The sequence below is a fragment of the Pseudomonas sp. NPDC096925 genome (assembly GCF_044762545.1).
Lineage (GTDB): Bacteria > Pseudomonadota > Gammaproteobacteria > Pseudomonadales > Pseudomonadaceae > Aquipseudomonas.
On record NZ_JBIWEM010000002.1, the window covers coordinates 724,866 to 751,087 of the forward strand.

Below are 26,222 nucleotides of genomic sequence, written 5' to 3' on the forward strand. Positions count from 1 at the left end.
TGGGCCAGCTATCCATCAGATCGGTTATCTGGACACGAAACTGCTAACAATGCCGGCGTGCCTTCTGGGTGCGCTTGGCTTCAACGTTGGCCATGTAGGTTTCCCACTCCACCGACTTGCGCTCTTGGCGGAGCTTGCTGCAGCGCTGATGCGTCCTGGTCGAGCGTGCTTTGTTGCAGATGTCACAATGGTTAGGAAGGTCCAGAGAGTGACTGGCCAAGCGTGGGCGAGAGAGGGTCATTCAGCGTCTCCTTGCCCAGAGTTGCAACGCGGTTCGAAAGCCAGCAGCAAACCAGTCATGTAATCGATGGCTTGCATGGCGTTATCGTCGTTCTCGCCGAACACCTCCCGAGCTGTAGCCTCGGCGCGGGAAACGGCCTTTTTCCAGTCCTCGGGCGGTTCCTCTGCAATTACGTCGGCATCCCAGCCGGTCGCCCGGCGTCGGCGCATGAGATTGAGCGCATTGGCGGCTCCCTGTGCCAGACCGTGATAGCTGCCGTCTGCCAGATCATCCACGAACTCTTCCAATGCATCCATGGCCGCTAGGCCGTGGCCCAAGCTCCAGGCAACTACCTCGCCGCCGTCTACTTCGCGCGGGACTGTCTGGCCAGAGGCTCCACGGATTACAAGGGTGTCGTAACGTACTGTGTTAGGCTTTTGCGCGCCGACTTCGGGGGTTTCTACTTGCATGTCGTTTCTCCTTGGGGTTGGTCGGCGCCGGGGAGTTGCAGCTCCTCGGCGCCTCCTGATTACTTGAGGTCTGCCGACCAGTTGCAGCTGTCCTGCATGTCTGTCGTGATTATCTGGGTAACCTCTTCACGGCCATCGGCGTAGGCGAATGGCAGTGAGGCTCCAGGACGGGTCACCGGGTACCGCGAGTGCGGCAGCCGGCATTCGGCCACGGTGTACCCGCTGTCGCTTACCCAGCAACGCGGGATGACCTGGCCGTCCTGGTTGCGCTTCGCCTGCCACTTCATCCCCAGTACTCGCGCAATTGGTTGAAGATCATTTGGCCCTTCGGCAGGTATTCGTGGATCTCTTTCTCGGGGGTGTTGTCCAGTCGGAGGACGGCGAGGCAATCTTCGAACAAGCCGACATCGAGGCTGCGTAGGTCGGTGAGGATGAAGGGGTAGGTCGTGGCGTCGTACAGGCCGAGCAGGAAACGGCCGATCACCCGGCTTTGGCCTGTATCCCGCACAGCTACTGGAACCAAGCGGGCGAGTGCATGGGTACCAGCCTCGCGGATGGCTGGACGCTCTTCCTGGTACTGCACCAGGGCATCGAAAAGGACATTGCGGTCGATGGTTTGGGCTTTTTGCATATCGTTTCTCCTTGGGGTGTGCCTGGCGTTGCAGCGCCAGAGCCGTTCAGCCGGCCTTGAAGGTCCAGCACTTGACTGTGGTTGGTCGTGTGTTCGCGCTGGTGGTGCGGCTGTTGAACGCGGCACGCACGGCGCTATCGACTGCTCGGTTGGCGTCGATAAAGGGGCGCGATTTGCTGTTGCGCAGTAGATTGCGCAGGGTGGTTGCGTCCGCGAGCTTCTGTTTGTGCTCGGCGGCTCGTTCGCAGAACTCGTTGAGGTGAACTGCGATCAGTTCCGCGTTCTTGCTGTGGTCGACCACTGGCTCGTCGCTGAGCGACTCCAAGTAGTCGAACACTTCCCAGAATTCGGCCACTTCCTTCGGGTCAGAGTTGACTGCCAGCTGGCGACCAACAGCCATGGCGCGCAGTTCGCGAAGGGTGCCTTCGTGCTGGCTGTCAGTCATCGGCACGACCATTCGCAGCGCGTCTACCAAGGCCATCATCTGGGCGTGGTTCTTGATGATCCGCTCGATGCGGATCTCGCGCATTTCGCGCAGTGCCTGCTCATGCACCTTTACCTGAGTACGGAAGATTTCCATCACCTTCTGCTCAGCCTTGGCTGCCATCAGCAGGAAGTGGCTCACTTCGCTGGCCTGCAGGTGGTTCAGGTTGTCAGCGGCCGCACGGCTGTCGCTGGTGACCTCCGGGCGCACGAAGTGCAGCTTGACGATACGAGTAAGGATGGCCTCAGACGCCACGACTGAGGCGTTCTGGCTGAATACCAGCGTTGCGCGGAAGGGCGGAGCGTTGGTGTCGTTTCCGCCGTTCTTCACCCCGGTCAGGCCCAGGCCGCGACCGTTGAACAATGGCTTGAACTGGTCAAAGTCGAAGGACTTGGCCGCGCCTGTCTCGGCGTCACTACGGTCGGCCTCCAGCATTACCACGGGCATGCCCGAGGTTTGGCTCAGCCAGCGACGCAGGCCAGCCTTGGTCATCTTGATAGGGTCGTCGCCTTCCTCATCTTGGCGTCCCATGAGCTTCCACAGGAACATCAGCAGAGTGGACTTACCGGCGCCGGCCTCGCCGGTCACCTCCAGAAACGGGAACGACTGGAACTCGGCGCGGATCTGCTCGGCGAACAACGAGCCGAACCAGAAGGCGAGGGCGATCACGCCCTGGGTGTTGAAACAGGTCCACAGCCACTTGAACCACTCGGGGCGGTAGGCCGAGACGTCCCGATTGATTTCGAGCTTGATCGACTTCTGCAGCGACTTGAGGCGCAGGCCTTTGAATTCGAAGTAGTCCTCGGCATTGGCCTGCTCGAGCACACCACCGCGCACAGCCAGGTCGCCGAACACATAGCAGCCGTATTCTTTGCTGTAGCCGACGTAGTCGATGGTCTTGACGGTCTTCAGGGCGAACAGCTGCTGCTGCATGATCCGATCGAGCTGGGATGCGCTACCGGTGAAGTAAGCGCCGGCTGCCATGCCCACCAGACGCTTCTTGAATTCGCTGGGAGTGGTGACCTGCCCACCAGTGAAGGTGTTCAGCACGCTCGGCTCGTCGTGCGGGAAATCGACGCGGAAGTAGTACCAGGACTCGTCCGTCACCTCATTGCGCTGGAAATACAACGCTTGCGGGTAGCAGTTGGCGATCTCGATCACCGCGCCGCACTGGCGCAACGCCTTGTCGCGGCGCTGGCGATCAGTCAGGACCAGGTCTTCCTGCCGCTCAGACTCGTCCAGCTGCTGGAGCGCCTTGTTGAACTTCTCCACATCCATCTTGAACCAGTAGAGGCGGTTCTCGTAGGAGAAGTGAAATTCCTGGCGCTCGCGCCAGTCGTACATCAGGACGCCTTTCTCGGCTGCGCTGTCGGCCAGCAGCAAGCTGCCGTGATAACGCGCCTCGCGCAGGTCTCGATCAATCCGCTCCTGGCGCTTGTCAGCGTCGATGAAGTTCCAGCGCTGGTGCAGGTCGTTCCAATCCACCTTGCGGCCATTCTGTGGAATCTGGGCTGCCTCGCAGGTGAATCCCAGCTCGCGGGCCAGTGCTGCATGCTTGCGTGTGAAGCGATGGGCTCCTGGTTCGTTGTCCAAGGCCCATACCAGGCGCGGTAGCTTCTTGCCATGCCCGCGCCGCAGCTCGGCCAACGCCTTGAGCGACTCGAATGGGAATGCGCCCGAACTCATGGCCGATACGGCGTCCATGTCGTGATGCAGCAGGCCGATGGCGTCGAAAATACCCTCGACGATCCACAACTCGTCCACTTCCAGCAGGTCAACCGTTGGCGGGCACCACCAGTAGCCTTTGGGTGATTGGCCGGGAGCAAAACGGGCTTTTTTCTTGCCAAACCGGTGCGGTTGGTCGATCAGGCGCTCCCAATAGCCGCCGTGCTCCAGGCTAAAACGAACTGTGGCGCTACCAATCCCGAGATTGCGATCCCAGTAGTTGTCCTGGGTGTACCAGCCTTTGACGAGGTCCAGGTCAAAGCCGCGGGCGTTCTGCAAATAGGCGTTTGCCGATGCTCGAGGAGATTCCTGGGTGACCGGGTAGCGCTTGCTGTAATCATCGAACAGGTCGTCGAACAACTCTTTGATGTGCCATTGCTCACCACATTTGCTCTCTCGACCGCACTTGATGAACCAGGGCTCGTCCTGGCGCGAGTACAGCTCTTTTTTGCCGCAGTTGGGGCAGGTCCCCTTGCGCAGGTACTGAGTACCGGCCATAGGCTTGAGGCCGTACTGATCCTGCAGGCGCCGAAGTACTTCGGCGCGCAGGCTGTGTTCCATGGGCTTGCGGTTCACTACGCGCGCTCCCCTTTGCCGGCCAGCTGCTTGCGAAGCTCACGGCAGGTCCGGCCAATGCCGACCAGGTAAGGGATGTCGCTCAGCACCTTGGAGCCGCGCTTACCGGCCGGAACGTTGCGGTAGCGGTCCGAGTGCCAGACTTCGGCCATGGTGGTGTCAAACTGAGAGTTGAGCCATTGCAGGTAGCGTTGCGCCTGCTGCTCATCTAGCTCCAGTTGGATGGTGATTTTGCTCATGTCGGCCACCAGTTGAATGCAGTTTCCCCTTACCCACGCAGAACGGGGCATCGGGAAGGGGGGTGTTCGGGTTACTTCGAGGTGTTGCAGGTCTGCTGCATACGTCTGGGCAGGTAGCGCGCCGGCACCAGGTGCCGCTGCTGGGTCGTTGTATCCAGCAGGATCAGCTGTGCCCTGAAAATACCGCTGGTGGGGCATACGCCCAGGAGCTTCAAGCGCCCAGTGGTCTTGCTCTCGAATTCAGCGACGGCCAGCTCAGCGATACGCTGTACCAGGTGTGCAGGCACTTCCAGCGACTGCGCCAGGAAGCGGCTGCAGTTCTCCAGCACCTGGTGGTCGCCGGCAAGGTGAAGGCCCTCCCGGCGGAATAGGAAGGCCACGGCGGCCTGCTGCATGGCAGCGCGATAGTCGGTTTCGGGGTTGGTGGTCAGGGCGATGGCGTTCATGCGGTGGCTTCCTCCATGTCCAACTGGTCCAGCAGGTCGGGTTGATCGTCAGCAGCAGCGGTTTGCATTGCTTGGCGGCGCATGGCCACCGGGGCGACAGGCAGGCGAACCGTGGGGTTTGGCATGCCGCTCGGGCTCATTTCGTGGGTCATTTCGAACTGCGCCCGTACGGACCAGCCGCAACCCTCGTTTGCGCATTGCAGGTAAGCGATCCGCAGGAAGATGTGTTTGCCTTCGCTGGTGCGGATGCGCATGCGGCTGGAGCAGTGGGGGCAAACGAGCTTGTAGGTGCTCATGGTCAGATTTGCTCGGCTTCTTCGAAGGCGATTCTCAGCGGCGTAATGGCGTCGTCGATCGCGATACGGATATCCGAGCCCGCAGAATCACCATTGGCCCCCTGAACGGTTTCCTTTAGGGTATCCAGCCGCTGCTGTGCGCTGGCCAGCAGCTCAGTGAGTTTTCCACGGTTTTTTTCAAGGAGAAGATTCATGGGGTTTCACCAGAAAAATTCAGAAGTTGAGCGGTTGGCAAAGCGATTGACCGAGCGATATGAGGCGCTGATCGCTGTAATGCAGGGACGAGAAACCACACGGCCACAAACGGGCGGCGGCAACATCGAGGGCGTATGGATAAGAGGCGAAGACATCCGCTTCGCGGTGGATGACGTCGCAACAGCCTTGAAGGAGATCAAGTCACGTTTGGGTAAGGATTGATTGGCCTGCTGCTTGTAGGTGCTCAATTCGGATCCCCTTTCGTGTGCAACTGGATGGTCGCTGTGACCTCGGCCGTGCGTGCGGAGAGGTACTGGTGGTGTGCATCCATGATGAATTTGGCTTCGTCTTCCTCGATGACGCCGTCTTCCAGGGACTTGGCGATGATCTGGTCGACTACCCCACGCTTGGCAGCAGCCCGCACTGAGCGCTGGTAGAGCTCGACGTTGTCCAGGTCTTCGGGCTGGATAAGCGGCACGAACATGCCCCCGTACATCTTGGCGATGAACTCGGGCAGGTGCGTGGTACCGGCGTCGGTTTCCAGCAGGTGGATCTGCTCGTAAGTCAGTGGGCGGCTACCGGCGTTCTCGTAGACGCGGTTGTCGAATTGCTTCAACTCGTAGCCAATGCGGGCTGCAGCGCATTCGCGACCGCCGGGGTAGGCGCATACAACTGCGCTCACTACCTGGCGAAGGGTTTCTAGAACTGGGCGCTTCATGTTCTGGTTTCCTCCTTGAGCCAGGGGGCTTAATTTTCAGGTCCGGGTTTGATGCCGAGCAGTACTGCTGCACGGTGCGCTTCACCCCGGAGGCATTTTTTCTGGCCGTTCAGGACCGCGTACACGGTGGAGGGGTTGAGGTCATGCTTCTCAGCCCACTCTTTCGCTGAAATTCCTTGTTGCGCGAGGCGAGCGCGCGCTTCCCGGCGTGCTTGCTCGGTGGGGTAGGTGTTCGGCATAGTCTCGTTTCGTGTGATTTCGTGTGATTGCAAGGTCAGATTATTCAACATTCGTTGAATGGTCAAGGATTGGAGTTCCGTTTTGTTGAATATCGGCGAAAGGCTGAGAGAGGAGCGTGTCCGCCTTGGCTACAACCAGGCTGACTTCGCCGCCATTGCTGGCGTGGCGAAAACCTCACAGTTCAATTACGAAAAGGGCGAGAGAAGCCCAGACGCGGCCTACCTCGCGGCAGTTGCGGAGAAGGGAGTTGATGTGCTGTATGTCGTCACAGGTGCTCGATCACCTCAATCGACAGACAGCATCACCGCGGAGGAGGCGGGCTTTGTGCGACTGCTGCGTACCATGGACGAAAGCGATCGAGCGATCCTGAGCAGGACGGCCCAGGCATTCGCTAAGCCGCAGCATAAGTAGTTATCGGAGAGGTTCTCCGGCAATCAGCTGAAAGGAGAAGTCAGCGGGCCCATGGTGGGTCGGTGTTTAATACGACTCCCGGCTGGCGCTCCGAGCAAAGGCGCCAGCCAGGGGCCGCTCGCTTATGGAGCGCTTATCGCGCTGGTCATCAGCGCACCACCATTGACCCTATTCAGTGCTTGGTCGCGGGTGTTGAACAGTTCCTGCCTAGCCTTTTCCATCTCATCGACAACTTTTGCACGGGCCGTGATGAGCTGTTCAAGGCCTTGATCGAACGCACCAGCCAGTTGGTTCGCGTTGTTCTTCATAGCGGCATCGCGCGACGTTTGGAGGGTAGCAATCTGGGCGTCAATGTCGCGCAAGGCGTCGTCGCGTATTGTCAGCATTCGGGCATCTTCACACTCGAAGGACAGCAGCAGGCTATTCGATGAGGCTGCAGTAATTTCAGACTTCATGCTGGCCTCTAAGGCTTGCGATTCGGCACTAGCCTTCTCGGCAAGCTCGTTGGCCGCATCTTTGGTCTCCTGCATCTGGACCTCGATGTTCTTCACCGTGATGCTTGGCAGATCAATCCCAAGGTCTTGCCTCTTCATGGCGATTTCAGGCACTGCCATTGACCAATCAACCCGTTTCACGACGACAGTGGGAACATCCCACGAAGCCTCCTGCTTGCGCATCTCGAACTCAGGTATTTCAGTGCACATCTGATTACCCTTCCGAGTGCTGCACTCCCAAACCTTGGTTTTGATGAATCCGATTTGCTTCATTTTCCAGTCGCAAACGACTTCGGGCGGACCATCCACGCATTGCATGCGCATTACTAATGTTGGGTTGTCCCACGAGTAGTTCTGCCGGCGCATCTCCAGGGTTGGCAAGTCCATTGCCATTGCCTTGGATTTCATCGTGACCTGAGGAATGTCCAGCGCGAAATCTTGCCGCTTCATGGTCACGTCAAAGTCGATCTTTGCCGCTGCCTCAGCCGCGTTATCTGGATTGGGTGCATCCTTTTCGATCTGCTTTGCTCGGTACTCATACTGCTTGGCATTAGACTCGATTCGGTCCTTAAATGAATCGGCTATTTTCTGTACATTGACAGCCGCCTCCGAGGCCGCTTGGCATGTAGCTGGTTCCATTGCTTGGTTCTGAGCCTGCACGGCACCTGAGCACACAAGAGCGGCGACTAGGGCCGCAAACATCCGTTCTTTACGCATATGGTTCACCTTTCCTCTCGCGGTCCATTGCCGGCACGATCCATTGCGGACCATCACCACGCACAAGCCGGCGTGTTTTCTGCGGTTGAACACTTCGTTGCAGCGTGAAGTAGCTTCACAGCCACTGAATAACGGTAGCCTTAAAGTGGCGAATAGCCATCAGAAACGAAGCGCAAAAGTGCAGTGAGGAGATGGGGTCAAGGCAGAGCAGTTGCCTCAATAAGGCGGCTTTTTGTGGGGGTTGCACTTTCCAGAATATGCGTAGCTTTGGGAGTGGCCGCCTGGCGGCTGCCCCCAAAGCAGCTCCTGGGTGCATTGCGCTGTGCCGATGGCTTGGCGCCAGTCACATGTACACGGAGTACCTTACGATGGAAAACCTTACCCAGTTGGAACGTATCTTCCTTGAGTTGATGCGCGGGCTGAATGACCAGCAACGGGCCGATGTCTTGAGGATTATGGAGGCGCTTCAGCAGTCTGCAGAGTAAGGCAGCGAAAAGAACCCGGCTTAGCGCCGGGTTTTTTGTGTTCTGATCAAGATTTTTCGGCCTGTAGGCGCTTCCATTCACGATCAACGGCTCGGCGAGCATTCTTCTCGCTCACGTACACATGCCGCAGTCGTCTCGGTCTGGTCTGGTCGCCGGCCGTGACTGACTTCTCTTGCCCGGTGGCCGTGTCTCGGTAGAACGCGATGATGCCGGTGTATTCGATTTTGCCTTTCACCCCGTCCTCGAGAAGGCCATCAACGCTGTCCTCCGGCAACTTGCTTTCCAGCTCCAGGCTGACTGTGTAACCGGAACTGTCCGTCAGGCTGTGTTGCACGTTGCCGCCGTACCAGATGATCTCGTCGATTTCTGCCTTAACCCCCTGCAGCGTATAGGTCAGTTCGGGAATCAGGTCTGGCCGGCCTTTGGCCAGTGTATAGCTGAGCGTTGCGCTACCCCGCTGCAGGCGGTTCAGCTCGGCCCGGGCAGCCCGCAACGCGGACTGACGGTCACTGTAGGTGTGTCGAAGGTCCTTGAGGTTTTCGCCGCCCCCGGCAATGGCTTCCTGCTTTTTCGTGCTGTTGACGTCGTAGAAGTAGGCGCGAACACCGTCGTAGCTGTTGCGATCGGCCTGGAGGAAGCGGTGTTGATCACCGTCACGGCGGGTGAGGGTGATGTGAGGCAGGCCCAGGCCATTGACTGTCTTGCCACCGCCCGCCGGCATGCACACCAGGCAACCAGCTTTCACAGTGGCTACGGCATCGAAGTCCTCGCCAAGGCGGGTTAGCAGGTTGGCGTCGGACTCGTTGGCCTGGTCCAACTGGTGGATCGCTTGGCTGTCCAACGTGCCGGCTATCTTCGCGGTAAGTCCGTTGCCTTGGGCAACGTCGCGGAGGACCTTCCCAAGTGTCGTGGTGCTCCAGCTTCGCTCGCGCTTGGTCTTGAGCCCCTTGCGTAGATCCGCCGATCGGGCGCGAATGCTCAGGATATCGGGTGCGCCGCTGTGCTCGGTTTCATCGACAACGTAGCTTCCCTTGTCGACAAGGCCGGTGTCGCTCCAGCCGAGCCACAGCCGTACCACGGCGCCCCGGGGCGGGATCGTCAGCAGCCCGTCGTGATCGCTAAGCGTGATGCTCAGCTGATCCGCTTCAAGCCCCCGGTTGTCGGTCAGTTGCAGGCTCATGAGACGGGGGGCGATCCGCATGGCGATATCGTTGCCGTCCACGGTGATGCGAAATGCCGGTACCGGATAGGCAGCGTCGCGTTGCAAGCCATCGATAGCATCGCGTAGGTAGCCGGTAACCTTCGAGATGGCCGCATCGATCACAGCAACCCCCGCAGGATGTTCAGGCCGCTGCTCACTCCGGATCCGAGCAAGTCGCTGCGGCCGTCATCAATGCGCTTGAGCTTGATAGTGAAATCGATGCGCCGGGCAGCGCCATCCTGGAAGAAAACGGTTCTGTTATCGCTCAGGCTTTCGATCACCCACAGCCCGAGCAATCGGCCCGTACCTTCAACCAGCGGCCAGGCCTTGCCCGTATCGGCCATCTGGCGCAGGGCATCAAGGCTGACGGTTGTACCCGCCAGTTCGGGCAGCAGCAGTCCTGGAAGCGTAATGGCGTCTTCGCCACGGCCGAGGAACTGCAGTGCTGGCTGCGCTCCGACACGGTTGTTCGCGGCGTGACGCCAATCGGTTTGTCGCTGCATTTCCTGATAGGCCAAGGTGTGCAGGCCGAAAACGAACATGCCCAGGGCGAGCATCATGACGGGTTACTCCTGGTCAGAGAGGCGGCTGCGCTGACGGGCGGATTTCTCGCGGTTACGGCGGTCCAGTTCAGCGCTGACAGCCCGGGCAATGGCTTGTGGGTCCATACCCGGTGTCGGGTGAATGTTGATAGTGATGACGTCGTGGCTGTCGCTGATGCTGGGCGCAGCGCCTGCAATAGGAGGCCGGCTGTCCAGGGTGATACCTGGGGCTGCGTTCGCCGCTAGGGACTGGCCGGTGCCAAGCTGGGGAGCAACTGCCTGCAGATCCCGTTGGCCCAAGTTAGCCAACTGCTTGCCCAGGCTAATGACCTCGGCAGTTGGTCGGTTGGCGTCGACCTGTGGCACCAATGCCCGGACGTCAGGCGATGCGATGTTGGCCAACTGCTTGCTCAGGCTGACGACCTCGGCAGCTGGTCGGCTGGTGTCGACCTTTGGCACCAATGCCTGGGCGTCAGGCGAGGCGACGTTGGCTAGCTGCTTGCTCAGGCTGACGACCTCGGCAGCTGGTCGGCTGGCGTCGGCCTTTGGCACCAATGCCTGGACGTCAGGCGATGCGACGTTGGCCAGCTGCTTGCTCAGGCTGACGACCTCGGCCGCTGGTCGGCTGGCATCGACCTTTGGCACCAATGCCTGGACGTCAGGCGATGCGATGTTGGCCAACTGCTTGCTCAGGCTGACGACCTCGGCCGCTGGTCGGCTGGCATCGACCTTTGGCACCAATGCTTGGGCGTCAGGCGAGGCGACGTTGGCTAGCTGCTTGCTCAGGCTGACGACCTCGGCCGCTGGTCGGCTGGCGTCGACCTTTGGCACCAATGCCTGGGCGTCAGGCGATGCGACGTTGGCCAGCTGCTTGCTCAGGCTGACGACCTCGGCCGCTGGTCGGCTGGCATCGACCTTGGGCACCAATGCTTGGACGTCAGGTGATGCGATGTTGGCTAGCTGTTTGCTCAGGCTGAGCACTTCGGTAGGGCGCTGTTCGCCTGGCTCGGTCGGTGGCACTGTACCCTTTATGTCCAGGCGGCCGACCTTTGCCAACTGGTTGTTCAGCTCGGCAATATTCGCGGGAATCGCCTGATCAACGCCTGGTGTCGCAAAGTTTTTGTCCAGCGACCCGGCCTGGGCCAGCTGCGCTCCTAAGCTGCTTGCGTTTGTAACCAGGCCCTTACTGGCCACCACTTCTGGCGCATTGGCCTGCAGGTCGAACTGACCGGCTTTAGTCAGGTCTTGCCCCATGCGAGCGACGGCATCGAGCGGAGCTTTCGCGCCGGCATTGACGCCGACGGCCAGCCCCTCCGTGGTGAAGCCACCCAGCTCGGCAAATACCCGTGACGGGCTGTGGATGCCGAGCTTCTCCTTGAACCAGCCAATTGCAGAATCGCCGAGATTGCCAATGGCGCTCTTGATCTGTCCCAGGCCTGCCAGCAGGCCATTAACCAGGCCGTTGACGATCATGCTGCCGAACTCGGTGAAACGGGTCGGCAGTTCGATACCCAGGTAGTTCAACACTCCCGCGAAGGCCTGATAGATCAGGCCGATGGGGCTGAAGTTGGCCAGAACGGTGAGAATGCCGCCGATGCCCGCACTGAAGCCCGCGCGAATTTCGGTCCAGGAGTTGGCGAAATACGCTTTGACCTGGTCCCAATTTTGATAGAGCAGGTACGCACCGCCGGCCAGCACCGCGACGACAGCCGCAATGGCCAGCGCTACAGGGTTCATGGCCAAGCCCCACAAGGCGATGCTGACAGCCCGAATTGCCGTCAACAGTCCACCGCTGAGCACACTGGCCAGCTTCCCGACCATCGGCAACACGCTGGCGCCCTTCACGCTGAACAGCGTCATCCCATAGCGCACCATGGCGAAGGGGCCGAGCAGACTGGCCATGGTGATTGCCAGGGCCCCGAAGCCAGCGGCGAGCACCGCGACGGCCGCAACAACCTTTACCAAGCCGCCCGCCAGCCCAGGGTTCTCCCGGGCCCAGGCGCCGACGCTGGCTGCCATTTCACCCAGGGTAGAGATCAACCCCTTGAGTTCGGGGGCAACTGCCGCGCCAAAGTCGGCCATGGCGTTGGTGAAGCTGCCCTCGGCCGCTTCCATGACGTTGCTCAGCGTTCCCAGTTGCTCGTTGACGCGAGTACGCAAGTCGGCCTGGTCCTGGAGCTTTTGCTGCACCTCCTGATACCCGGCCAGGCCCTTGTTCATCATGGTGTTGAGGACGGCCATGGTCTCGGCGTCGTCGCCGAACAGCGACTTGATCGTTGCAGTACGATCTTCGTCGTTGAGTACCTTGAGCTTCTCGATCTGTTTGTAGAGGTTCTCCAGACCCGCGAAATTACCATCGTCGTTGGTAAAGTTGAGCTTGATTCCTCGGCTTTTCAACGCTGTGGAGTCGTTGACATCCTCGACCCCGCCTTTGTCCAGGCCTGCCTGGAAGATCTTGCGGTAGGCGTTACCGGCAGCGCCGCCCTCCATGCCGGCCTGGTCCATCATGATCAGCAATGGCCCAAGCTCTTTGGCCGCTTCGATGCCGGTTTTCTTGATGACGTCCATCACCGGCGCGATTTTGCTGAAGCCCTGCAGCATGTTGCCTGGGTCAACGCCGGCATAGAAGCCGCGTTGAATGGTGTCCATCAACGCCATCATGTCTTTTTCAGATGTGCGTGTAGCGTCCTGCATCTTCGCCGCGAACTCCGCCGATTCTTCCACTGGCATCTTCAACTGCACGCCCAGGTAGGCGGCAGCTTCGCCGGTGCCGCCCAGGATGCTCTGCGCGCTCAGGCCTTGCCGGCGCAACATGGTCATCATGTTCTGGAAGTCGGCAGTGGTGCCAGGCAGACGATCGCCCAGACGCGTCGCCAGGTCGGTGATCTTCTGGAAGTCTTCGGCGACCTGGCCATTGTTGCCCATCATCGAGACCTTCAGCTGTGTGGCCGAATCCTCGTTGGGTGCAAAGGCTTGAATCGCGGCTTTCACCGGCTGTGCTGCGGCATAACCGGTGGCCAGGCCGGCCGCGCCGGTACCGGCCATACTCGCCCCCAAGCGCTGTGCTTTTTCCAGATCGCTGCGGGCCTTGGCCAACTTCGCCTGCTTGGCCGCCAGCTGGTCCATGCGCTTGGCCTGGGCGCTGATGGCTTCGTTGGTGGCGCTGATCTGGTCGCGCAGCTTGCGCTCATGGCTTGCCAGGTCGCGGGTACTGATCCCCGCGGCCGATAGCTTGGCGCGCAGAGCCTGGAGGCCCTGCTCTTGTGAGGCATGCTGGGACTTCAGGGCCCGCGCCTCGCGCAGGGCGGTGCGGAACTCCTGGTTGAGCCCCTGCATCGGTGCACGGGCTTCCTGCAGTTGGTTGCCAAGCGCCGACAGGCGCTCCCGATGCTCACGGGCCTCGGTCGCGCTGGCACGATGTTGCTGCTGTAGTTCCTTCTGGCTACCACTGAGCTGACGCACCAGCGTCAATTGAGCCTGCTGCTGGGTAACAAGGGCCGCATATTCGTTGCGCAGTTGCTCTGTGGGCTGGTTGGTCCTGCCGATCTGCTCGCCCAGGTCCCTTATGCGCTTGCGGTTTTCTTGCCATACCTGGTTGGCCGCTCGTGCCTGCTCGCGGGTTTGCTTCAGCTGCGCGGTGAGGGATTTGTGCTGATCGTTCAGGGCAGAGGTTTCGCCCTGGAGCTTGTCATAGCTGGCCTGGAGCGGCTGGACTGCACGCTCCTGGTCACGCAGCGCGCCGGCCAGCTCCTGGACGCGGCTCTTGGTCGCGTTCAGGGCATCGGCGGTCTTGCGGGCTTCGGCGAGCTGGGAACGCCAAGCACTCACATCCTTCTGCTGGGCGTTCAGTTCCTTGAGGCTGTCGCGGGCAGCCTTGAGTGCTTTCGCGGTCTCTTGGCTGCCCTGGCTGATCTGGCGCAGCGGTGCGGTGGCTTTGTTGATTGCGCTCAGCACCACTTCTAGGCGCAGGTCATTGGCCATTGTTGCTACTCCTCAACCGCGCCCGCTCGCGCCAGTCCATCAGGTCCTTCACGCCGAGCCCGTCCATGTCGCTCGGCGTCCAGTGGAAAACCACGGCCACATCGGCCATGGCATCTTCTACGCAACGAGGGACGCGTCCGTCTTCATCCGCTTCTGCAGCAAAAAACCGGACACTTTCACGCCCACAGCGACCAGGTCGGCAGGGTCCAGGCGGCCGGCTTCGTACTCATTGAGCTCGCTGATGCGCGGGATCAGCTTGATCAGGCTCGCCACATCCATCTGCAGCAACTCGGACAGGTGGATACCGCGCAGCTCGCCTGCGGTGGGCTTGCGCAGCGTGATGACGGCAATTACGGTTTTGCCACGCTGGATCGGGGTGTCCAGCTCGACCTGGTTGTCGTTCAGTTGTTTGGCTTCGGCAGTGGCTGCGGCGGTGGTGGCTTCGATAGTGTCCATGGTGGCTCCGGTGTTCTGTCAGGGGGCGGGATCAAATGCCCAGGTTTTTGCGTTGTTCAGCGAGCATGTCGACGCCGTCGATGATCTCGATGAAGTTGAGGAGGTCGACCTCGACCAGGACTTCGCCGTCGATGGTCAGCTTGTAGTAGCTGCAGGTGGTGGTGATGCTCTTCTCGGTGTCCTCACCGGCCTGGGCTTCGCCTGCCTCGATGGTTTCGTGACGACCGCGGACAACAATCTCGACGGCGGTGTGCACGCCGGTATCGTCTTGCTGATAGGCGCCGGTGTAACGCAGCAGCACGGCATCAGCCTTGATGGCCCCGAACTGGCGAATGACCTGGTCATCGAAACCGCCAAGCTTCCACTCCAGCTGGATGCCGTCATCGCTCCAGCCGAGGTCAGCCTTGACCGGGCCATTCATACCGCCGCCGCGGTAGCCCTCCATCTTGCGGCTGAGCGGGGGCAGGGTGACGGTCTTACAAACGCCGAGATAGCTGCCGCCATCGTTGAACAGGTTGAGGTTCTTGAGCTTGCGTGGCATGGCCATGGGTATGGTCTCCGTCAGCTGTTGACGCGGCTGGCGAAGTCAGCCAGGTAGCGGTCGGTAATGCGCTGGCGCAGCGAGAGGTCCTCAAGCGGCGGCACAGGCGTGTAGTCGTAGTCGATGGCGAGCTTGCCGGCCTTGAGGGTTGCCTCGGTGTTGACCTGCTCGTCGTACCAGGCACTGCCGCCGATCAGGTAGCCGCCGGCGATCAGCTCGCGGAACTTGGCGTTGATGCCTTCCAGCATGTCCCGGACCAGGGATGGGTGCATTGGCTTATCGACTGCCCACAGGTGCGCCTCGGCCATGGTGTCGGCCAGGACTTGCGCGGTGCGGGTGTAGTTCTCGAACGCGAACAGCGGGTCTTCGGTGCAGGTGCGCGAGCCCCAGAAACGGAAGCCGTCCTCGTTGATAAGGGTGGTCACCTCGTTGCTGTTGAGGTAATTCGCATCGGTTGCCGGGTTCTGCAGGTCCCAGAACACATCGGCGGTGATGCCGGTTACGCCATTGACCGGAACGTTGGAGAGGGTCTTGTGCCAGCCAATCTCCTGGTCGATCTTAGCGCGCAGGCCCAAGGCTCGGGCTACTGCCGGTGCAGGGATGGTGCCATTGCTGGCCGTGCTCCACTGTTCGAAGTCCGGCCAGATGACCATGACTTCACGGGCGCCGAAATTCTCGCGGTACGCGACGGCCTCTTCCTTGGTCTTGCAGCCCGAGGCGGCGACGTACGCGAACGCGCGTAGCTGCTGGGCGATCGATACCAAGGCGGTGGCCACTGGCAAAGAGTCGAGGCCTGGCACCCCCAGGATGCGTGGGGTGACCTTGAGGCGGGTCTTGGCGGCCAGCAGCGCCTTCATGCCGGTGTACTTGCCGGTGGCGGTGGTGGTGCCGATCAGGTTGCTGGTGGTTTCTGCAGGGGTCGCACCGGTTGCCACCCGCACGACGACGGTCGCAGGCTTGGTTTGGTCTGCGATCGCCTGCAGGCTGGCGGCCAGAGTACCCTTGGTGCCGGCTTTGCCGATGGCGGCCTGTACGTTGGTCAGCAGGACGGGAGTATTGAGCGGGAAAACCGAGGCGTCGGCGTCGTCTGCAGTGCAGACTAAGCCGACGACGGCGGTAGAAACGGTTCGGATTGGGCGGGTGCCCTCGCTGATTTCGAGGACCCGGACGCCGTGATGGTATTCGTCGGCCATGGTTGAGTGCCTGTGCAGTGGTTGGAAGACACTGCACAGGCTGACGCGCGCGACGATGAGATGCGATTGAGAGGGCTTGTAGTCCAGATAGCTACAAGGTGTTTAAGCGCCACCGACTGCTGCGCGAATGGCATTGATTGCCGTATCTGCATAGTCCTCGGCCTGCCCATGCGTGGTTGCCTTGAGCACATCGACCTTACCTTTGAGGCGGGCCGCACGGATTGAGCAGACGGCCGCGTGCCACGCATGCGCCTCCTGCAGGATCGACTCGGTCGCCTCCATTGGCTCGAGGCCTTGGGCATCGACCACGGCTTGTACAGTCAGCGGCACCTCGCCGCCGTAACCCGCCTGCTTGAAGGCCTTTGCCTCGCTCTCGGCCAGCTGATTCTCGATAGCACGCAGCGGATCGCCCAGTACCGCCGCCAGCGCCTGATCGGCCGCCTGTTCGATTTGCTGCTGGGCCACCAGCAGCGCAGCACCAATGGGCAGCGCCTCGAAGTCGAAGCCGTTGTAGTTGGTCTCGCCGTAGACGACGTTCAGAAAGGTTTTTTGCATGATCGCCTCACAGGCTCGACAGGTTGGTGATGATGTGACCCAAGTCTTTGGACAGGCTGCCAGCAGCAACGCCCACAACCAGCGAGCCATTGAGTGCCGAAGGCACCGCCGTACCGGTCATTGACAGCGCAATAAGCGCTGAGCCTGGCCCGATCAGCTTGCCCCGGAAGGTGCCGCGCAGCTCGAGTGTGCAGTTGTACATGCGCACCTGCATAAGGATCGGGGCCGACGATCCGCTGGCAAAAGCGAGCGCATAGTAGGCACTCAGATCACCGGCGCTCGAGGCCGGGAGACTGACCGTCACGTTAAGCAGCTGGAGAGTCGAGCCATTCGACAACCAGAACGACCCCATGCGAGTCAGCTGGTCACTGCCCTCCGGCAGAAACTCATTGCAAATCAGCTTTCGCCCCGACCCAGCCACAGCTGCAATGACCAGCTGACGACCTGATGTAGTGATGCTCTTATCGAGCACATAGTCCTTGGCCAGCCACGCTGTAACCCGCCCGCCGTCCGGCGTTGCATCGACAGCCTTCTGCAGGGTCTTGAACGGGTTGACCTCGGTCCCCAGGCCGTTGGCGTCGTCGCCCAACAGCGGGTCCACCCAGTAGGCGCGAACAATCGACGGCGCTGCCGCGACTGCTGCCGACACGGCAGCGTCAATCGCGGCTTTTTTGCCGTTGAAGTAGTCCACCAGTTTGTTGTTTGCCGCGACCAGCGCAGCGATTTCAGTTTCAAGGCTCATGGTTATGATCCGTACAAGTGTTGGACAACGGTGTATTGAAGGGCCATCAGGCCGGTGGCATTGGCAACTGTCGCGCTCAACAGGCTGTCGCGCGTTTCGGTGGCGCTTTTCTCGGCGGCAGCCATGCGTTCCAGCAGACCGCTGATTTGCTCTTCTGCAATGCGCTGCAGGCGTTCCTGGCTAACCAGGCGATCTTGCTGCTGCAGGGTGCGCAGCTGCTCGGCGATGAGCGCCGTGGCCTGCACGGCCAGGGGTTCGGCCAGCGTCAGGTTGAGGCCGGCGGCCGTACTGGTGATGGTCACGCTGTCCGCCGGCAGCGCTGCCAGTGACAGGTCATAGGCCAGCAGCAGGTCGATGTTGGCGGCCTTGTAGGCCAACGCCTCGGTCAGGTGCGACCAGACCGCCAACAGGGTGCCGTCCTTGAGGAAAATCCCGACCTCACGCACCCAGTACGCTGTCGCACCATCGGCGACAGCGGTCAGGTGCAACAGCGTGCTGCTCAGCTTCTCGCCGCTGGAGATTGGGAAGCGCGCCACCTCGTTGCGCAGGGTCTTCTGCTCGGCGCTCGGGGTGTAGGCCTGGCTGCCCAGGGCGATATGGCTAATCTCGGCCGAGAGGCCGGTTTTCGTCGCCGTCAGGATCGCCGCCAGGCCGGCCTTGGTGATGACAGGTTGCAAGCCTGTACTCATAGAACAGCCTCCATGTAGCCCCGCACGACCGTGCGCACCTGCGCCGCGTTGGCCACCAGCGGGGTACCTTCTGCTTGAATGGGTACGCCCTGCGCCTCGGCAAATCGCCGGGATACGCTGGACGCGTTGAGGGCATTGGCAAACAGCACCATCTGCGCCATGGGATCGAACGGCACCGCTTGGGCATCCATGGATCGATGCTGTACGGCCCGCGCCTGGAAGGCGTTACCGAGCACCAGACCGCCGTCGAAGCGGGCACCCAGCCGAAACTCGTAATGGCTGCGCTCGTTCTTCGCCGCATCGACCAGGGCACGCAAACGCGCGCCCAGCTCGGGGGAGATAATCGAACCCTCACCCGCCCGGTTTTCGTTGGCCCAGGCCGTGACCTGGAACGTGTACGGCGCGGCGTTCGGTATCTGGTGCCACTCCTTGAACTCCGCGTTGACCCGCACTGCCTTGAGTACTCGCCGGACTGCTCCGACTGTGCCCTTGGTCTTGTGAACCGGAATCGCCTCGCGGATCAGTGCACGGCGCTGCTCGTCGGTGTAGGCCGCTTCCCAGCCTTCCACCTTGAGCGCCCAGCCCAACCAGGGCAGGAAATTAGGCGGGCAGCGCGCCGAATCGGCCACGCCGCGAATGATTTCTGGGTCCACACCCAACTCGCCGACGCGCTCCAGCGAGCGCTCCAGCAGCGTGGCGTTGCGGGGTAGCAGGCTCATGGGACCACCCTGCTGGTCAGGTCAATGGAGGTGGCGCGCGGGTAATGCCGCTTGTCACACACCACCCCTTCGACCGGCTTGACCAGGTCAACCCGGCTGATCCCTGTTACGTGCAATGCTGCGTAGATTGCCGATACGGGCAACTTCCCCTCCAGCCGGCGCGCGGCGGCAATGGCGGCATCCAAGCTGGCCCTGGCGGTGGCGATGACAACATCAGGATCTGGCCCGTCCTCCACCCAGAGCACTGCCTCGACCTTGAAGTCGGTCGGGATACCAACCTGCGCGCGTGGCCGGTCCGTTACCGGGCGCACATCCTCTGCCGACAGCGCCTTTAGGACAGTCGACACCAGTTGCACCTCTGGCACGGTGCTGTTTGGCCTAGGCAGGACAGCTAGCGATACGTCGCCAGGTAGCGGATTGGTCAAGCCTGCGTCGTAGTCGCAGACCACAACAATGGCCCCGGCGGGTAGCTGCGCTTTCACCGCAGCTGGCACCGCCACCCCGGAAAACCGGGGCGAATCGACCGAGACGTGCACCAGCTCGGCCGACGAACTCATCGCGTGATATTCATATGCGCCGCTACTGCCTGCGACGGACAGCGCTTCCAGCGATAGCCGCGTGCGGTAGCGCAGCGCCTCGTCGCTTTCCATCACTGCTGCCACAGGCGGCACCGCGTCTGGATCAGCCGACCGAATGGTCAGCCGCTGCACACCGTAATCGGCCGCACGATTGTCCAGGTCGGCGCCCTTGGCATAGGCCAGCAAGCTTGCCTTGGCCGCGTCGTTGACCCGTTGGCGGAGGATGAGCTCACGATAGGCGTTCTCCTCCAGCATCTTGACAACGGGGTCCGACTCGAGCGCCAGCCGCGCCGCGACTGCTGGCTGCTCCTCGATCGGATAAAGGCTGACAAAACGCGCCTTGCGTGCGTCGAGAATGGTCTCAAAATCGAGCATCTCGATGATGTCTGGCGCCGGCAGCAAGCTCAGATCGATCATGCGGGTTGCGCTCATCGGGCGGCCCCCAGCTGTAGTGGCGTGCGGATGCTCAGCGGTGCATTGGTGTCGGTCTGCCTGGCTTCGATTTCAAGGGTGGCAGCGCCCGTCATGGAATCGACATCGAGGCGAACCTTACTGAGAGTGATCCGGGGCTCCCACTGCATTATGGCCATGGCCGAGGCGGCGTAAAGGCGCAGCCGAGTTGCTGAATTCTGGGGTTGGTCGATCAGTTCGGGGATCAGGCTGCCATAGTCGCGGCGCATCACTCTGGTCCCGATGCGGGTGGTGAGGATGTCCACAATCGATTGAATGATGTGGTCTTCTTCCCCGATGGCTTCTCCGGTGTGTCGGTTCATTTCACGGGGAACCCTGTTTTGCCTGGGCCGCTCATGACGCCGCCGTGCAGGTGGTTGACCAGGCTGATTTCCTGGGCCACGACGTCTTCCGAGACGATCACCGTACCGGTGACGTTCTGGTTGCCTTTTTGGGTGTAGTCCCCTTGATGGACTATGTCGCCGATGATGCGAATTCCGCCGTCACTTATGAGCTCGGTAGTTCCACCCGACGGAAGTGCAGCGCTCAGGTGGTGAGCTTCGCTGTCGTATTCGATGACGGCGCCGTCTGCATAGGTGCGGCGGTGCAGGCCTGGGCGGTCACCATTCGCTGGAATGAGATCGCTGAAGAGCCCGGTGATTGCCACGCCGTTGGCGAGTTGGCCGCTCGGTGAAAGAAGGATGACCTGCTCGTTGACGGTGGGTGGGTCCCACTCTCGGTCGGCGCCGGTGCGGAGGGCGAGCCACGGTAACCAGGTGGTCAGCAACTCGCCAGTTCGCACCCGCACGCGAGGCGGCTTGTGCTGCACCTCGGCAATGGTGCCAAAGCGGACAAGGTTTTCTATGAGGCGGGCAAGTTCGGCGAGGCTGTTCATGCTGGTGATGGTCGCGCCGCCTACGCGTGCGCGCATCACCAGGGCCTTGTAGGGAGAGCTGTTACAGGGTCAGGTGAGCGAGCAAGGTGTCGCGTACCTGGTCGAGTTCGGTGTCCGTGAGGCCGAGGAGTTCCCGCTGATCGTATTGGACAGCGGGCGCATTGCGGGCGGCACGATCGCGTAGGCCTTCCTGGTGCACCCGCGCAATCCTGGCGATCCGCCCGGTGAAACCCACGGTGGCCGCGTTGCCGTCACCACGGGCTTTCATGAAGGTCGCGGTGCGCAGCTTCTGGAACATCTTCACTTTGGCGCGGATTCGCCCTTTTTTGCCGCGCAGTTGTCGTGGTTTGCGAGGCACATACGCCGAGCCGTCCGGATTCTGTTGCGCTGTGATGCGCCGCTGCTGGCTGCGCCTGAGTTGTTGGGCTATCGAGCGGGCCAGCTTGGAGCGCTCCGCCGGCTCGATGCGCTGTAGGAGCGGACTTACCCAGTCCTCCAGGGCTTCAAGATCAGCCATGGTCTGGTCGCCTTGGATGCGGTACCGACAACGCCATGCCTTCCGGCGCCGACGGCGGCAGCCAAGAGGCCAGCGGCTGGCCATCCGCGAAGATGGTCACCTCGCCATAGTCCTGGTATGGCTCGTACTGCGGTTCGCCGGGGTGGGTGACGTCATAGGTCCCGTCCGCCTGGCGCTTCACCACGACACGTTCGGTCAGCGGCAGGGTAATGCTCATGTCCACCTTGCTCCGGTCGATAAGGTCGACCTCGAACTTGACGCTGTTGGCGGCCTTTTCGAGGTTGACCAACAGTTCCGACTGGTTGACACGGAGCCAGCCCAGAATCGGCAGCATCACGCTGTCGGGGTGACCCGCGAAGTCAGTCAGGATGATTTGCAGCGTGTAGCTGTATTCGAACGACAGGGTTGGGGCCGCAGTGCAACGGACCTTACCGGCGTCGATGAACATCAGCAGCGCATCGGGGTTTGGCTTGAGGCCTGGGACGGCCGCGAGCAGATGGTCGCGGAGGCTATTGGGCTTGTTCATGGGTTCACCTGGTGCTGATAGACACGGTCGACTTGGGCGGCACATTCGGCCCAGGCCTGTTCAACAATGTCCTGGTCATTGAGAAGGCCCCCGTTGGCCGTCGGCGCTGTCGCCGGCAGCACGCACGGGACCACCACCGGACAGCCATTGACGGTAAGCGTCGGCGCCGGTGAGGGCGGGACGCTCCCGCAGCCGGCGAGCAGCATCAGGCAGAAGCTGGCGAGCCCAGTCCCGGAGTTGGTCATTTTCATGCTTGAGTGCCTCGATTGTGCGTTGGCGGGTGGCCAAGCCCTGGCGCAGTTCGCCCTGGATCTTCAGGAGTCGGGCCTGGCCGTCGCGCTCGCGCTCCAGGGTGGATTTCAGCTCGGTGGCGGTGGCCAGGTTGCGGCGGGCATCGGCCTGGGCGGTTGTGAGCTGGCCTTCCAGCCCCTTGGTCTTGGCCTTCTCAGTCCCGAGCAGGAACTGTTGACCCCAACCCCATAGCCCGGCCGACACCGCGGCGAACAGAGCACCGGCCAGCACCCCGTCGCGCAGGTCCATCAGGCTGCCTCCTGTCCGCAGCCGCAGTCCTGGTGCCGCTCAAAGGCGCGTTGCAGCTTCACGTCGTACAGGTTCCGCTTGTAGTCTGGGCCGTTGTACAGCTCGGCCACCTTGGCCCATTTAAGCGACTTGAGGGCCTTGAGCAGGGTAGGGTCGGCCTCGATGTAGCGGACGAAGGCCTCCAGCTGGTCCGACTCGCTGCGGCTCATAGCATCGACGAAGGCCTGGACGCTGGGATAACCCAGTCGCTCCCAGTGGAAGCCCATCACCTGGAAGGCGCCCCAGCTGCAGGATTCCAGGGCGGCCTGCTCGTCGATCATCCGGGCCTGGGCCAGGCGCTGGTGTTCTGCGGTACCGCCGACATAGCCGCCGAACTTCGGATTGACCAGGGCCGGGAACTGCTTGGCCAGCTCGTCGGAACGCTGGCGAAGTTGATCGGTCAGCTGCTCCAGCTCGTCCTGGTCGTCACCGGGCCGGCGGATCTTCTGCAGGCGGGCGTACATGATGTGTCGCTCGTACAGGATCACCGGCTTGCCGTTATCCAGGAAGCCACGCCCTTTGGACTCGACCTCGTTGAGCGCATACACGGCCGCCAGGGGTACGCCCAGGCGGTCGGCGGCCCGGACCATGTCGACATTTTTCAGCAGATGGGCGCAATCAGCGCCCTGCAGGCTGGCCAAGGTTTTTGGGCCTGCGATACCGTCCGCGACCAGGCCTGCCCGATGCTGGTAGGTGCGGACAGCGGCCTCGGTGGCGTCACCGTACACGCCGTCGGCGCCGATCTTGGCGCCGCGGTCAATGAGTTTGCGCTGCAGGTCGCGCACCGCCTGGGAGCGGTCGCCGTGGCGAAGGGTCATAGGGTTCCCTCCTTACGAGTGAAGGTTTTCTTCGCTGCCGCCCGGACAAACTCAATGCCTAGCAGGCCGATCAAGCCGCCGAAGAAGGGCGCGGTGGTGAGCGGGATGCCGATCAACGACAGCCCATGGCTGGCCGATAGGGCAACGAATCCGCACAGCGGTGCCTCGATGACCAGTTGGCGGAGCTTCCCGCCGCCATAGACAACCCGCAGCGCGGCAATGAGGGCCGCCAGTAGGCCGGCGTACAGCCCGGGCCAGTTGTTTTCGAGCCAGGTGGCCAGGAAGGCCCAGGTTTCAGGACGGTCAGGCATGGGAGTCCTTCCATGGTTTCGGGTTGGTTTGGTCATGGGCAGTCACTCCCACAGGTTCACCATCTGACGCTCAGGCGCAGAGGTTTGGATTTCGGGTAGGTCGACCAGCACGCCGGCCTTGAGCACCGGGCCGAGGGCGGCCAGGCCAGGGTTGGCATCAAGGACGGCCTCAACGACCCCCGCGGTGCGGCCGTAGTGCCGCCAGCACAGGGCGTCGACGGTATCGTTTTGCTGGGTCCGGAGCTGGGCGGCCATCACAGCAGCTCCACGGTGGCGCGGGAGGTACCCAGAATGTCCCGGACGGCCCAGCGCTGGTCACGCCGGTAGTCGTCGATCGTGGGCTCTGTCTGGTCGGCCTTCTTGGCGCCGCTGGAAGTGGTGTCGTAGCTGCGATACCGCTCGCAGACCTCGGCGCCGGCTGCGCACTCGACGGCACGCTTGTAGAGGTAAACCAGCTGGGACTGGTCTTGGATCTTCTCGCTTGGGACAGCCTCAAGGGAGGTGTGGCCCGCTGCCTGTTGGGCTTCACGCCATACGGCCAAGTCGCGATTGACGCTGATGACAGCTGCAATGACGGCAGTTTCGAGCCGGGCGGGGGTGACGCTGGAGTCGATGCGCAGGGTCTCGCGCAGCTTGTCCAGGTCGATCGAGGGCCAGAAGGCCTCGCTGTTGATGTGCGCGCCGGGTACGGGGGTACTGGTCGCAAGGCCGCCAGGAATGAATCCACTCATGATCGCGGTGCTCTGAATAGGTCGGCGGTGGTCGGGGCTTCACAGCTGGGCCAAGGAGAAAGCCGCTGATCCGCCCCGAGCCGCCGGGTTGCGTGGGACGCTCGGTTAGCTGGCAGGGCCAGCGAGTTTCTTGAGGAGGCGCTCGGCGCGCTCCAGGTCTTTCTTTCCGCCGCAGTTGTTGTCGAGCTTGATGGCGTGTTGCAGGAGCTCGACGCCCGCTTCCACTTGGCCAGGCGAGCCCGGATTGGTCTCGTCGAGGCCTTGCAGCGTTGCGCGTGCCAGAGCAAGTTTGAGCTTGGCTCGGGCTTCGTCAGGCATGTCCTGCTCTTCCGTGAGCAACGCTGTGCGGAGCAGATCGTCTACCGGGAAAGTGCCGCCGGCCTTCTGAGCGTTGAGCGCCGCAGTAGCAACTTCTTCGGCGATCAGGCAGCCAGTGGTACGAGAGAATCGGTTCGGGGTTGGCAGATTGTGCTTCAGGGCATACTCGGCAATGTCCAGGCCGCCGGCAAAATCACCGGCATCGAAGCGCCAGATCATCACGGTGGTCAGCACGTCGTCATATGCGCCATTGCCAGCTTCAAGAATGCCGTCGACATACGGGACGTACTCTGGCAACAGAATGCTTTTCAGCCTGGCCTTGGCCTGCTTCGACTGCACCTGCTTGAGGCGCAACTGGTCCTGCTGCAGCTTGGCGAGCATCAGCTCATAGCTGGTCAGGCCTTCCATCATGGCCGCTGGAGTCGTGATGGCTGCGTCCTTGGCGGCCAGCTTGCGCAGTCGGGTACGTTGGGCGAGGGTCAGAGTCATGGTTAGACCTTCTCGATATTCTCGACCAAGGCGCAGGCGCCGAAGTCTTCCACGACATAGGCCTCGTTCGACGACTGGTAGTCGGCGACCCGGTCGGCGTCCGGTTCATCACGCACATGGCGACGGCGCTTTTCGTTCTGGTAGTAGATCGACAGGTTGGAAAGTGGGCCGACCCACACACCACCTTCGATGAAGTACGGCGCGTCGTACTCGATCGGCAAACCACCGAGGCGGGTCTTGGTGAGGATCTCGTCCGCCGCGTTGGCTTCCTGGTTGGAGCTCGCACCATTTTCCAGCGCCTTGAGCTGCTTCTCGTGCAGCAGAGCGGGGTCAACGATCACGACCAGGTCGGAGCGCTTGCGGTGCCATGGGTCGAGCAGCTGGATGGCGTCGAACACCAGGGAATCGAGAGTCTTGTAGTCACCGGTGGCGCCTATGGTCACCTTTCCGGCAACTTTGGTGCCTTCATCGATGACGCGCTCTGGAGCACGCTCGCGCATTTTCTGCAACCAGCCGATGTTGACGTCCTGCAGCATCGGATTGGCGGTCAGATCGGTGTCAGCGGCAGCACTGGTACCGTTGAAACCGATCATGATGCGGTCCAGGCCTTGTCGCTCAGCGATCGAGCCAGACAAGCGGGTCTGGAAGTCCGGGAACTTTGCCCAGGCGTCGAGCCGTGCGTAAGGGGTCGCGGTGTCGAAGTTGGTCTTCTTGCAGGCGTAGGTATCAGCCGTCAGCGCGGCAACGTCACGAGGCTCACGACGTTTGCCCGGGCCGGTGGCGGTGCGGCTGGCAGTTGGGCCATTGACGCCCAGCAGGATGGCTTCGCCTTCTGCTTCGTCAACGCCGATGATGTTGATCTTTTTCAGGAACGCACTGGATTCCTGGATTGCGGTTTCCAGCTTCTGTGCTGGTTTGGGCGCCACGGTGTAAGTCTCGGTAACCGAGCCGACATCGTTGATTTTGGCCTGGTTGGCCAGGTAGCCGTTGAAGGCGATCCGGGTTGCTTTCTGCATGGTGATTCTCCGAACTGGTGGTCTGTGG

36 protein-coding genes and 1 pseudogene are annotated in these 26,222 nt (G+C 61.6%); 2 read left to right on the forward strand and 35 right to left on the reverse strand.

Going from position 1 to position 26,222, the window contains the following annotated elements; all coding sequences use genetic code 11:
* Positions 1 to 237 precede the first annotated feature (237 nt).
* The 8 genes from ACIQYU_RS09240 to ACIQYU_RS09275 all read right to left on the reverse strand — a co-directional run bounded on the left by ACIQYU_RS09240 (position 238) and on the right by ACIQYU_RS09275 (position 5,281).
* On the reverse strand, positions 238 to 690 hold the full coding sequence (locus tag ACIQYU_RS09240) for a hypothetical protein (RefSeq protein WP_033696761.1): 453 nt from the start codon (positions 688 to 690) through the stop codon (positions 238 to 240).
* 59 nt (positions 691 to 749) lie between these two features.
* Positions 750 to 977, reverse strand: a complete 228-nt coding sequence (locus tag ACIQYU_RS09245; RefSeq protein WP_402799150.1) for a hypothetical protein — start codon at positions 975 to 977, stop codon at positions 750 to 752.
* Entirely contained in the window at positions 974 to 1,321 is a 348-nt protein-coding gene (locus ACIQYU_RS09250) for a hypothetical protein (RefSeq protein ID WP_402799153.1), read from the reverse strand. Before ACIQYU_RS09250 ends, ACIQYU_RS09245 begins: the two co-directional genes overlap by 4 nt.
* Positions 1,322 to 1,367: 46 nt before the next feature.
* Entirely contained in the window at positions 1,368 to 4,091 is a 2,724-nt protein-coding gene (locus ACIQYU_RS09255) for a toprim domain-containing protein (RefSeq protein ID WP_402799505.1), read from the reverse strand.
* Between the two features lie 14 nt (positions 4,092 to 4,105).
* Complete coding sequence (locus ACIQYU_RS09260; RefSeq protein WP_402799156.1) at positions 4,106 to 4,345, reverse strand: hypothetical protein; 240 nt, start codon at positions 4,343 to 4,345, stop codon at positions 4,106 to 4,108.
* 71 nt (positions 4,346 to 4,416) lie between these two features.
* Positions 4,417 to 4,791 carry a hypothetical protein gene (locus tag ACIQYU_RS09265; RefSeq protein ID WP_033696763.1) on the reverse strand — a complete coding sequence of 125 codons (375 nt, stop codon included), beginning with the start codon at positions 4,789 to 4,791 and terminating at the stop codon, positions 4,417 to 4,419.
* On the reverse strand, positions 4,788 to 5,087 hold the full coding sequence (locus ACIQYU_RS09270; RefSeq protein ID WP_015270950.1) for an ogr/Delta-like zinc finger family protein: 300 nt from the start codon (positions 5,085 to 5,087) through the stop codon (positions 4,788 to 4,790). Before ACIQYU_RS09270 ends, ACIQYU_RS09265 begins: the two co-directional genes overlap by 4 nt.
* A gap of 2 nt (positions 5,088 to 5,089) precedes the next feature.
* Positions 5,090 to 5,281 (reverse strand): hypothetical protein, encoded by a 192-nt coding sequence (locus ACIQYU_RS09275; protein WP_402799160.1) that lies wholly within the window; start codon positions 5,279 to 5,281, stop codon positions 5,090 to 5,092.
* Between ACIQYU_RS09275 and ACIQYU_RS09280 the strand changes: the two genes are divergently transcribed.
* A complete protein-coding gene (locus ACIQYU_RS09280) occupies positions 5,280 to 5,504 on the forward strand; it encodes a hypothetical protein (RefSeq protein ID WP_402799163.1) in 225 nt (74 codons plus the stop codon). The genes ACIQYU_RS09275 and ACIQYU_RS09280 overlap by 2 nt on opposite strands.
* 22 nt (positions 5,505 to 5,526) lie before the next feature.
* Here ACIQYU_RS09280 and ACIQYU_RS09285 read toward each other — a convergent pair whose 3' ends face one another.
* Positions 5,527 to 6,000 carry a YmfL family putative regulatory protein gene (locus ACIQYU_RS09285; protein WP_402799166.1) on the reverse strand — a complete coding sequence of 158 codons (474 nt, stop codon included), beginning with the start codon at positions 5,998 to 6,000 and terminating at the stop codon, positions 5,527 to 5,529.
* Positions 6,001 to 6,029: 29 nt separating this feature from the next.
* Positions 6,030 to 6,239, reverse strand: coding sequence for a DNA-binding protein (locus ACIQYU_RS09290; RefSeq protein WP_402799507.1), 210 nt, complete (start codon positions 6,237 to 6,239; stop codon positions 6,030 to 6,032).
* An 85-nt stretch (positions 6,240 to 6,324) separates the two neighbouring features.
* Between ACIQYU_RS09290 and ACIQYU_RS09295 the strand changes: the two genes are divergently transcribed.
* Positions 6,325 to 6,651 carry a helix-turn-helix domain-containing protein gene (locus ACIQYU_RS09295; protein ID WP_402799510.1) on the forward strand — a complete coding sequence of 109 codons (327 nt, stop codon included), beginning with the start codon at positions 6,325 to 6,327 and terminating at the stop codon, positions 6,649 to 6,651.
* Between the two features lie 122 nt (positions 6,652 to 6,773).
* Here the strand turns inward: ACIQYU_RS09295 and ACIQYU_RS09300 are convergent, their stop codons facing one another.
* The 25 genes and pseudogenes from ACIQYU_RS09300 to ACIQYU_RS09420 all read right to left on the reverse strand — a co-directional run bounded on the left by ACIQYU_RS09300 (position 6,774) and on the right by ACIQYU_RS09420 (position 26,194).
* Entirely contained in the window at positions 6,774 to 7,862 is a 1,089-nt protein-coding gene (locus tag ACIQYU_RS09300) for a hypothetical protein (RefSeq protein WP_402799169.1), read from the reverse strand.
* 531 nt (positions 7,863 to 8,393) lie between these two features.
* Positions 8,394 to 9,671, reverse strand: coding sequence for a phage late control D family protein (locus ACIQYU_RS09305; protein ID WP_402799172.1), 1,278 nt, complete (start codon positions 9,669 to 9,671; stop codon positions 8,394 to 8,396).
* The gene (locus ACIQYU_RS09310) at positions 9,668 to 10,108 is read right to left on the reverse strand and encodes a phage tail protein (RefSeq protein WP_402799175.1); all 441 of its coding nucleotides are present in this window, start codon (positions 10,106 to 10,108) and stop codon (positions 9,668 to 9,670) included. The genes ACIQYU_RS09305 and ACIQYU_RS09310 overlap by 4 nt, the downstream gene beginning before the upstream one ends.
* A gap of 6 nt (positions 10,109 to 10,114) precedes the next feature.
* Positions 10,115 to 14,071 (reverse strand): phage tail tape measure protein, encoded by a 3,957-nt coding sequence (locus ACIQYU_RS09315; RefSeq protein ID WP_402799178.1) that lies wholly within the window; start codon positions 14,069 to 14,071, stop codon positions 10,115 to 10,117.
* A complete protein-coding gene (locus ACIQYU_RS09320) occupies positions 14,061 to 14,180 on the reverse strand; it encodes a GpE family phage tail protein (RefSeq protein WP_137109047.1) in 120 nt (39 codons plus the stop codon). The genes ACIQYU_RS09315 and ACIQYU_RS09320 overlap by 11 nt, the downstream gene beginning before the upstream one ends.
* 8 nt (positions 14,181 to 14,188) lie before the next feature.
* Positions 14,189 to 14,527 (reverse strand): phage tail assembly protein, encoded by a 339-nt coding sequence (locus ACIQYU_RS09325; protein WP_402799182.1) that lies wholly within the window; start codon positions 14,525 to 14,527, stop codon positions 14,189 to 14,191.
* A 31-nt stretch (positions 14,528 to 14,558) separates the two neighbouring features.
* Positions 14,559 to 15,074: a phage major tail tube protein gene (locus ACIQYU_RS09330; RefSeq protein WP_161751517.1), complete on the reverse strand. Its 516-nt coding sequence runs from the start codon at positions 15,072 to 15,074 to the stop codon at positions 14,559 to 14,561.
* 14 nt (positions 15,075 to 15,088) lie between these two features.
* On the reverse strand, positions 15,089 to 16,261 hold the full coding sequence (locus ACIQYU_RS09335; protein ID WP_402799187.1) for a phage tail sheath protein: 1,173 nt from the start codon (positions 16,259 to 16,261) through the stop codon (positions 15,089 to 15,091).
* A gap of 102 nt (positions 16,262 to 16,363) precedes the next feature.
* Positions 16,364 to 16,816: a hypothetical protein gene (locus ACIQYU_RS09340; protein WP_402799189.1), complete on the reverse strand. Its 453-nt coding sequence runs from the start codon at positions 16,814 to 16,816 to the stop codon at positions 16,364 to 16,366.
* A gap of 7 nt (positions 16,817 to 16,823) precedes the next feature.
* Positions 16,824 to 17,558: a hypothetical protein gene (locus tag ACIQYU_RS09345; protein WP_402799192.1), complete on the reverse strand. Its 735-nt coding sequence runs from the start codon at positions 17,556 to 17,558 to the stop codon at positions 16,824 to 16,826.
* Positions 17,559 to 17,560: 2 nt separating this feature from the next.
* Positions 17,561 to 18,247 carry a phage tail protein gene (locus ACIQYU_RS09350; RefSeq protein WP_402799194.1) on the reverse strand — a complete coding sequence of 229 codons (687 nt, stop codon included), beginning with the start codon at positions 18,245 to 18,247 and terminating at the stop codon, positions 17,561 to 17,563.
* Entirely contained in the window at positions 18,244 to 18,966 is a 723-nt protein-coding gene (locus tag ACIQYU_RS09355) for a phage tail protein I (protein WP_402799197.1), read from the reverse strand. Before ACIQYU_RS09355 ends, ACIQYU_RS09350 begins: the two co-directional genes overlap by 4 nt.
* Positions 18,963 to 19,976 (reverse strand): baseplate J/gp47 family protein, encoded by a 1,014-nt coding sequence (locus tag ACIQYU_RS09360; protein WP_402799200.1) that lies wholly within the window; start codon positions 19,974 to 19,976, stop codon positions 18,963 to 18,965. Before ACIQYU_RS09360 ends, ACIQYU_RS09355 begins: the two co-directional genes overlap by 4 nt.
* Positions 19,973 to 20,317 (reverse strand): GPW/gp25 family protein, encoded by a 345-nt coding sequence (locus ACIQYU_RS09365; protein WP_402799202.1) that lies wholly within the window; start codon positions 20,315 to 20,317, stop codon positions 19,973 to 19,975. The genes ACIQYU_RS09360 and ACIQYU_RS09365 overlap by 4 nt, the downstream gene beginning before the upstream one ends.
* The gene (locus ACIQYU_RS09370; protein WP_402799513.1) at positions 20,314 to 20,889 is read right to left on the reverse strand and encodes a phage baseplate assembly protein V; all 576 of its coding nucleotides are present in this window, start codon (positions 20,887 to 20,889) and stop codon (positions 20,314 to 20,316) included. The genes ACIQYU_RS09365 and ACIQYU_RS09370 overlap by 4 nt, the downstream gene beginning before the upstream one ends.
* Positions 20,890 to 20,950: 61 nt before the next feature.
* A complete protein-coding gene (locus tag ACIQYU_RS09375) occupies positions 20,951 to 21,406 on the reverse strand; it encodes a phage virion morphogenesis protein (protein ID WP_033696785.1) in 456 nt (151 codons plus the stop codon).
* Positions 21,399 to 21,932: a phage tail protein gene (locus ACIQYU_RS09380; protein WP_232859827.1), complete on the reverse strand. Its 534-nt coding sequence runs from the start codon at positions 21,930 to 21,932 to the stop codon at positions 21,399 to 21,401. Before ACIQYU_RS09380 ends, ACIQYU_RS09375 begins: the two co-directional genes overlap by 8 nt.
* The gene (gene lysC, locus ACIQYU_RS09385) at positions 21,929 to 22,183 is read right to left on the reverse strand and encodes an Rz1-like lysis system protein LysC (protein ID WP_402799208.1); all 255 of its coding nucleotides are present in this window, start codon (positions 22,181 to 22,183) and stop codon (positions 21,929 to 21,931) included. Before lysC ends, ACIQYU_RS09380 begins: the two co-directional genes overlap by 4 nt.
* Positions 22,104 to 22,472, reverse strand: a pseudogene (locus ACIQYU_RS09390) (LysB family phage lysis regulatory protein); the annotation flags it as partial. The gene lysC and the pseudogene ACIQYU_RS09390, both read right to left, overlap by 80 nt.
* Positions 22,472 to 23,329, reverse strand: a complete 858-nt coding sequence (locus ACIQYU_RS09395) for an N-acetylmuramidase domain-containing protein (RefSeq protein WP_402799211.1) — start codon at positions 23,327 to 23,329, stop codon at positions 22,472 to 22,474. The pseudogene ACIQYU_RS09390 and the gene ACIQYU_RS09395, both read right to left, overlap by 1 nt.
* Entirely contained in the window at positions 23,326 to 23,640 is a 315-nt protein-coding gene (locus ACIQYU_RS09400) for a phage holin, lambda family (protein ID WP_015270927.1), read from the reverse strand. Before ACIQYU_RS09400 ends, ACIQYU_RS09395 begins: the two co-directional genes overlap by 4 nt.
* A gap of 42 nt (positions 23,641 to 23,682) precedes the next feature.
* Positions 23,683 to 23,895, reverse strand: coding sequence for a tail protein X (locus ACIQYU_RS09405; protein ID WP_402799215.1), 213 nt, complete (start codon positions 23,893 to 23,895; stop codon positions 23,683 to 23,685).
* The gene (locus tag ACIQYU_RS09410) at positions 23,895 to 24,371 is read right to left on the reverse strand and encodes a head completion/stabilization protein (protein ID WP_402799218.1); all 477 of its coding nucleotides are present in this window, start codon (positions 24,369 to 24,371) and stop codon (positions 23,895 to 23,897) included. Before ACIQYU_RS09410 ends, ACIQYU_RS09405 begins: the two co-directional genes overlap by 1 nt.
* A gap of 105 nt (positions 24,372 to 24,476) precedes the next feature.
* Positions 24,477 to 25,178: a phage terminase small subunit gene (gpM, locus tag ACIQYU_RS09415; RefSeq protein ID WP_402799221.1), complete on the reverse strand. Its 702-nt coding sequence runs from the start codon at positions 25,176 to 25,178 to the stop codon at positions 24,477 to 24,479.
* Between the two features lie 2 nt (positions 25,179 to 25,180).
* Complete coding sequence (locus ACIQYU_RS09420) at positions 25,181 to 26,194, reverse strand: phage major capsid protein, P2 family (protein ID WP_402799224.1); 1,014 nt, start codon at positions 26,192 to 26,194, stop codon at positions 25,181 to 25,183.
* Between the last annotated feature and the right edge of the window lie 28 nt (positions 26,195 to 26,222).